This window comes from Streptomyces sp. NPDC039465 (assembly GCF_055639315.1).
Genome location: NZ_JBVKAP010000016.1, coordinates 61,866 through 68,689, shown reverse-complemented (window position 1 = coordinate 68,689; position 6,824 = coordinate 61,866). Strand labels below are relative to the sequence as shown.

7 protein-coding genes and 2 pseudogenes are annotated in these 6,824 nt (G+C 68.3%); 6 read left to right on the top strand and 3 right to left on the bottom strand.

Features of this window, described 5'->3' with window-relative positions:
• The 4 genes and pseudogenes from ACZ7LT_RS33470 to ACZ7LT_RS33455 all read left to right on the top strand — a co-directional run.
• Positions 1–773: serine hydrolase domain-containing protein (locus ACZ7LT_RS33470; RefSeq protein ID WP_471239860.1), on the top strand; the 773-nt coding region annotated here is incomplete at its 5' end.
• A gap of 101 nt (positions 774–874) precedes the next feature.
• Positions 875–1,312, top strand: a complete 438-nt coding sequence (locus ACZ7LT_RS33465; RefSeq protein WP_471239859.1) for a DUF4279 domain-containing protein — start codon at positions 875–877, stop codon at positions 1,310–1,312.
• A 136-nt stretch (positions 1,313–1,448) separates the two neighbouring features.
• Positions 1,449–1,826 (top strand): VOC family protein, encoded by a 378-nt coding sequence (locus ACZ7LT_RS33460; RefSeq protein WP_471239858.1) that lies wholly within the window; start codon positions 1,449–1,451, stop codon positions 1,824–1,826.
• 129 nt (positions 1,827–1,955) lie between these two features.
• Positions 1,956–2,505, top strand: a pseudogene (locus ACZ7LT_RS33455) (transposase).
• 21 nt (positions 2,506–2,526) lie between these two features.
• On the opposite strand, the gene ACZ7LT_RS33450 reads toward ACZ7LT_RS33455, so the two are convergent.
• Genes ACZ7LT_RS33450 through ACZ7LT_RS33440 form a run of 3 tightly spaced genes read right to left on the bottom strand, consistent with a single transcriptional unit; the run spans position 2,527 to position 3,862 of the window.
• A complete protein-coding gene (locus ACZ7LT_RS33450; protein WP_471239857.1) occupies positions 2,527–3,075 on the bottom strand; it encodes an MOSC domain-containing protein in 549 nt (182 codons plus the stop codon).
• Entirely contained in the window at positions 3,072–3,617 is a 546-nt protein-coding gene (locus tag ACZ7LT_RS33445) for a Clp protease N-terminal domain-containing protein (RefSeq protein WP_471239856.1), read from the bottom strand. Before ACZ7LT_RS33445 ends, ACZ7LT_RS33450 begins: the two co-directional genes overlap by 4 nt.
• Before the next feature lie 2 nt (positions 3,618–3,619).
• On the bottom strand, positions 3,620–3,862 hold the full coding sequence (locus ACZ7LT_RS33440) for a hypothetical protein (protein WP_471239855.1): 243 nt from the start codon (positions 3,860–3,862) through the stop codon (positions 3,620–3,622).
• 957 nt (positions 3,863–4,819) lie between these two features.
• On the opposite strand from ACZ7LT_RS33440, the pseudogene ACZ7LT_RS33435 reads away from it, so the two are divergent.
• A pseudogene (locus ACZ7LT_RS33435) lies at positions 4,820–5,171 on the top strand (transposase); the annotation flags it as partial.
• 398 nt (positions 5,172–5,569) lie between these two features.
• Positions 5,570–6,802 (top strand): NAD(P)/FAD-dependent oxidoreductase, encoded by a 1,233-nt coding sequence (locus tag ACZ7LT_RS33430; protein WP_471239854.1) that lies wholly within the window; start codon positions 5,570–5,572, stop codon positions 6,800–6,802.
• Positions 6,803–6,824: the final 22 nt, after the last annotated feature.

Sequence of the window (6,824 nt, the reverse complement as noted above, 5' to 3'; positions counted from 1 at the left end):
GGGACCTGCTGCAGCACACCAGTGGCCTGTCCGACTACATCTACGACGTCTTCCCCGACCCCAGTGCCCGGACCTACTTCGCCAACCGGTGGCGTACTTACAAGCCCGAGGAGCTGGTCGCCCTGGCCATGCGCCATGAGCCTGCCTTTCCGCCAGGCACCAGCTGGGCGTACTCCAACACCAACTACGTACTGGCCGGGATGATCATCGAGAAGGTCACGGGCCGCACCTGGGAACAGCAGGTCCACGACCGCATCCTGCGCCCCCTCGGCCTCCGGCACACCGAAACCCCCGGAACCTGGCCCTTCCTTCCGCAGCCGCACACGGTTGATTACCAGCAGTTCACCGCGGACGGCCCGATGGTCGACACCACGATTCCCTACCGGCCCTTCGACAGCGGCGCCGACGGCTCGATGACGGGCACGGCCCGCGACCTCAACCGGTTCTTCACCGCCCTGGTGGGCGGACGGCTGCTGAAGCCCGCCGAACTCGCCGCCATGCGGACCACTGTCCCGGTGCCCCAGGACAGCGGTCACCCGGAAGGCACCCGGGACGGCCTGGGCCTGTTCTTCACACCCCTGTCCTGCGGCGGAGGTTACCTCGGGCACGGAGGAAGCGGCTTCGGATACGTCATCCGGGCAGCGACGACCACGGACGCCCGACGCACCATCACCGTCTCCGCCCACAGCCGCGCCGCGGACCCCGAGACCGCGGCCCGTCAGGAGGACGCACTGCGCACCCTCATCGACAACGCCCTGTGCCGCACCACGTGAACGGGCACCCGACTCGTGCCGTCGATCGGGTTGCTGCCTGCCGTTTGGACAGCCCGAGGAATGCGCTGGCCTGCCGTTGACTGGTCTGCGATCGTGAGCACGTGCCAGAACACTTGACGATGCACTCGCCGGAGCCGGACACGAAGTGGTCGGCCGGATCGATCCGGATCACGAGCCGGATGGTCCGCGCCGAGGAGATCACGCTTCGCCTGGGGATCGTGCCCGACGAACAGTTCGAGCAGGGAAGCTTGATGAGCCCCCGAAGCCCGAGCAGCGCCCGGCGGGAGACCAGTGTCTGGATCCGGCGAAGTGGCCTGGGAAGTGACAGTCAGCTTGAAGAGCACGTCGAGGCGCTGGTCCGACTGATCAACGGGTGTCGTGAGGAGCTGGCGCGCCTGTCCGTCGATTGTGACCTGGAGCTGTATCTCGGCTTCGCCAGTGAGAACGGTCAGGGAGGTTGCGTCCTGTCGGCCGACCTGCTGGCCAAGGTCGGCGGGCTGGGGCTCGACGTCGTACTCGACCTCTATCCGCCTGCATGAGGCTTTTCGGCACATCGCCAAGCCTGACACCCTGCGTTTTCAGGGCGTTGGGCAGCTTTTCGGCACCTTTCTGGTCCCGCCTGCCCTCTCACCATAGAGGACAAGAACTGACCTATATGCCGGGCATTCTTCTCCCATGACGACATTCCGTGGCCTCGCCACCATCCGCTACCACGCCGACGACCTCGCCGCCGCCCGCGCCTGGTACACCGAAGTCCTGGGCCTGGAGCCGTACTTCGAACGCGACGAGTACATCGAGTTCCGGCTCGGCGACCACCTGCAGGAGTTCGGCATCTCGCGTACTCCCTCCGCTCCCGTCGGCGTCGTCGCGTACTGGCACGTGGACGACGTCGACGCGGAGATGACACGGCTGCTGAAGCTCGGTGCGAAGGAGTTCGAGCCGCTGCGCAACTACGGCGACTTCCGGGCCGGCGCCGTGCTCGACCCGTTCGGCAACATCCTCGGGGTGATGCGCAACCCCCACTACCTGGAGGTATTGAGCGCACGCGGCTGAACGGACCGCGGGGAGGTGACGACGCCCGCTGCGCGGGTTCGAGCACGACGGGCCTGCGGCGCTACGGCCGCAGCCCGTCAGTGCCCGCGCGCTGACCCAACGGATCGACAGTGGGCCCGGCCGGAGCCATTGCTGCCGCGGGGGAACAAGACCGGGCGGCCGCCGGCGTGGCCGCGACGACAGCTGATCGACGGCATACGGCGGCGGACCCGGGCCGGCACGCCGTGGCGCGACGCGCGCGAGCGGTACGGCCCCTGGGAGCACGTCTACGACCTCTTCCGAAGGTGGCAGCGCAACGGCGCGTGGAAGCAGATCCTCGAGCGACTGCAGGTCCAGGCCGACGCGAAAGGCTCGATCACCTGGGATGTCAGCGTGGACTCGACCGTCTGCCGCGCTCATCAGCCCGCAGGGCTCGCGCGCGAACCGCTCCTACCTGCGCAGACGCGGAATCGGGTGCACTATCCCGGAGAAGACCGACCAGGTCCGCAACCGCAAGAGGCTCGGTTCCCGAGGCGGCCGACCGCGGTCCTTCGACAAGGAGGACTACAAGGAACGCCACGCGGTGGAGTGCGGGATCAACCCGCTGGAGCGACACCGCGCGGTAGCTATCCGGTACGACAAGCTCGCGGTCCGCTCCGAGGCGACCGTACTGATCGCAGCCATCAACGAGCGACTGTGACCAGTACGTTCACCACAGAACCTAGACGCGTTCCAGTGCGTGGTGTGGGTGAGCCGGAAGTTCGATCTCGACGGGATCGTTGGGGTAGACGGTTCCGCTCTGACGGACGACGGCCATGACGCCGCATTTGAAGGTGAACTCGTCCGAGCGCGGGTCCTGGGCGAACATCTCGCCCAGGAGGCCGGTCCGGAAATCGTTGATCTTCGAGCAGGGGTTGCGCAGTCCGGTCACCTCGACCACCGCGTTGGCTCCCAGGCGCAGCAGTGTGCCGGTGGGCAGGGCGAGGAGGTCCACTCCGCGGGTGGTGATGTTCTCGCCGAGCTGTCCCGCGGAGACCTCGTATCCCTTGAGTGCGAGTTCCTCGAAGAGTTCCTCATGCATGAGGTGAACCTGGCGCAGGTTGGGCAGATTGGGTTCGTAGGTCATGCGGAACTGGTGCCGGATCGTCTCGCCGGCGCGGACGTCCCCTTCCACGCCGAGGCCGGCGAGCAGCGTGACGGACAGATGGTTTGGCTTGCTGAACGCGTACGTGGCGTTGCGACTCACCGCCGTGACGCGCCCTGCGTTCACGGACTTTCCGGGGCGATCCGGGTGAGGATCGTCTCGCGCAGGGTGGCGGGGTCGACCTGGAAGGCGGCGAGAACCTCCAAGGCGTGCCCTTCGGGCACGGTGAGCAGGCCGAGCAGGATGTGCTCGGTGCCGAACGTGTCGCGGCCCAGTGCCCGGGCCTCGCTGAGCGTGTTCGTCAGCGCGGTGCGGGCCTCCGCAGTGTAGGCGGGCCTGGGGAACTGGAAGGCGCCGGCACCGAAGGAGGTGTCGGCCTGGCGCTGGATCTCCGCGACGTCGATGCCGAGCGACGACAGGGCGTCGCGCGCGGGCTGCCCGCCCGAGGCGACGATTCCGGCCGCCTCCAAGACGCGTACGGTCTCTTGCCGGGCCCGCTCCAGGTCGACGTCCTGCCCGTGCAGCACCCCGGCGGCCGTCCCCGCTTCGGCGGCAAGGAGGCCGAGCAGGAGGTGCTCGGTGCCGATGAAGTCGTGCCCCAGGGCGACCGCCTCGTCCTGCGAGGCCGCCACGGCCTGCCTCCCGTGATCGGTGAAGAACTCGAACACTTCTACTCCTCCATACCCATGGCTTTGCGCCTGCCTGAATGCTTCTCGTGCACCGACTGTCTACTGACGTTCAGGGACGTGGCGATGGCCTGCCACGACCAGCCCTGGCGGCGGGCGTTGTCGACGTGCAGCCGCTCCAACTCCTCCAGGAGACGGCGCAACGCGACGACGGCCTCCAAGCCGACGGCGGGGTCCTTGTTGGTGACCCGTCCGGCCAGCGAGGCCGGGGTGTCCTCAGCTCCCATGTATGTCATGGCTGCCCTGACAAGCGGTGAATGTCAAGAAACCCTGACGCGGGTGTCACTCTGACGTGATCACCGCGCCGCGCTTTGCAGGATGGATCGCTGTACGTGAACGTGATCGAGGCGGAGTTCTGCGGCAAGATCCCGGCCCCGGCCGCCAAGCCGTCGGCCTTGGCCCGGCTGCTCTCCGAGTCTTTCGTGCAGTAGGAGTTGTTCGGGCGGCCGGGCAATTCGCCCCCATGGACGGTCCCATGGCCGAACGATTCCCGCGGTTCGGCTGGGCTGCGATCGCCATGCCCTTTCGCCCTGCTTGGCCGTGCCGCCCACGGACCGGTCGCGGTCAGTCCTCGGCGGTCAGTCCTCGGCGGGCGGGGCGAAGGTCTCGGCGGGGCCGAAGGCGGTGAAGGTGCCCTTGTTGGCGCCCTGGGTGCCGTACATGTCCATACGCTGTTCGAAACGGACGGTGCGGCCCTGTTGCCGATGAGCATGTCGGCCATCGCCCGCCAGGCACGGCTAGCTTGATCTTTAACGTCTGGGTCGTTGGTCAGCCGCTGAATAGCGGTCGAGGTGACCACAGGCCCCGTGGGACCATCTCGGCATGCGCCTGGTAGCCGACGGAGCCATGCCGACCTCGCGGTTGGTACTGGTAAAGGACCTCGAAACCGACGACGGGTACGCCTTTGAGCTGGCGAGCTCGCTCTTCCTGGCTGCTGGTGATCGAATCGCTTTCGAGGACGGCAGGCTTGTCGTCGCGCGGGCCGGTGGAGTGCGGCTGTCGCCGGCTGGTGACTGGTCCACTCGTTGCGGGCCCGGATCTCTGCGCCGCCGGTAGAAGCCGCTCCTCGAACGGTGCGTCGTACTTGATCACTCGGTTCGGTGTCCGCCGTACACGCAAGCGGCCTTCGTCTGAACATGTGCTCCGACCAAGGAACACACACGTCCAGCACGAAGGCCGTGAGGATGAGTCTGCTGCATCACGATGCCCGGCGAGAGCCGCTGGCGGAACTGTCACGCTTCCGGGGCGAGTTCTACTGCTGTCTCACCGCTCGTTCGGATGCGTTGTTCGAGCTGGCGGATGCGGTTCTGTGCGGGGATGGGCCGTTGAGGTCGCTGGCCGAGCTGTCGCTGGTGGGCGAACACCGCCGTGGCCACGGGGGCCTCTACGCCGCGCTCGCCCAGGGCGAGAGCGATAGCCCCACGAGAGCTGTAGCCCACCCCTGAGCCGGCCGCCTGCCAGGGCCCGCGGCCCGGGGTCGTCTGCGCGCTGGAGCAGGGCCGCAGCTCGTGGACCGCCCCGCCAGACGCAGGGCGTCCGCCGAGGTGCCCCATACGCCGTCGCCGTCGGCACGTCGAACAGGTCACGATCTGCTGGCCGGTCTTCTCCCCGTGGTCGTAGAGCTGTTGGGCGAGTGCGGCCTGGTCCGCGGTGGCTTCGGCCGGCGCCTGCCGACCCGGGCGCGGGCCTGTGTGGAGGTGAGCGAGGACTTCGCGTGCCGAGCGCACACCTGCGAAGTGATCTGCCTCACAGGCTGTCACAGCGATTAGTTGTCCGGTGTCTTGAGGCCGAACCCCTTGAGACAGGAGACAACGAGACCGAGAAGACCGAGGCGGTCGTGATCGGCAGCGGATACGCAGGAGTCGGTTCCTGGCGGGAACCGGGGTGCTGTTCCGCTCAAGTCTCCGGAGCAAGCGAACGGACAGGAGCATCGCATGAAGCACCGCATCGTCGTCCTCGGCGCCGGCTATGCCGGAGCCTACGTGGCCGGCACCCTGGCGCGTCGGCTGTCCCCGGCGGACACCGAGATCACCGTGGTCAACGCTGAACCGGACTTCGTCCAGCGGCTGCGGCTGCACCAGCTCGCGACCGGCCAGGAGATCGAGGCTCCCCGGCTCGCCGACGTCTTCGCGGGCACAGGAATACGGCTGCGCCTGGCACGGGTCACTGCCGTCGATCCCAAGCGCCAGATCGTCGCCTTGGCCGACGCCGACGCTGTCGACGGCGAGCTCGGCTACGACATCCTTCTCTACGCGCTCGGCAGCCACGCCGCCGACCACGGCGTCCCCGGCGTGGCCGAGCACGCCTTCGACGTCACCGGCCGGCCCTCCGCGCTGCGCCTGCGCGAGCGCCTGGACAGCCTGGACAGGCGGGACGAAGGCGGGAGCGTGCTGGTCGTCGGCGACGGGTTGACCGGCATCGAGACCGCCACCGAGATCGCCGAATCCCGGCCCCGCCTGTCCGTGACGCTGGTCGCCCGCGGCGAGTTGGGCGCCCCGCTCTCCGCCGGAGCCCGCGGCCACCTGCGCCAGGCCTGCGACCGGCTCGGCATCACCGTCCTGGAGCACGCCACAGTCGAAGCCGTCGAAGCGACGCGGGTGACGTGCGCCGACGGCACCGACCGGGCGTCGGACGTGACCGTGTGGACGGCCGGGTTCGCGGTCAACCCCATCGCCGGGGCCGCCGGGTTGCAGGTCACCGTCGACGGCCGGATCATCGTCGACCGCACCATGCGGTCGGTCTCGCACCCGAACGTCTACGCCGTCGGCGACAGCGCCTACGCCATCGGCGACAACGGCCGTCCGCTGCCGATGTCCTGTGCTTCGGCCGGTTACACCGGCATGCAGGCCACGGCCGCGATCGTCGGACGCCTGACCAGCCGCAAGATCCCGAACACCAAGCTGACCTACCACGGCAACCACATCAGCCTCGGCCGCCGGGACGGGATCCTGCAGATGGTCGACGACGAGGCGCGGGCGAAGTCGAAGTACGTGGGCGGCCGGAAGGCCGCGCGGATCAAGGCGGGCATCCTCAAGATGTCGCTGTGGACCACCTCGCACCCGACCTTCGGCCTGCCCAAGCGCAAGCTCCGCCTGGCCGCCGCGCCGGACCTGTCCGCCAAGAAGACGGTCCGACCCCGGGAGAACGGAGCAGCCGCCCATGGCTGAGAACACCTATGTCGTGTGCACA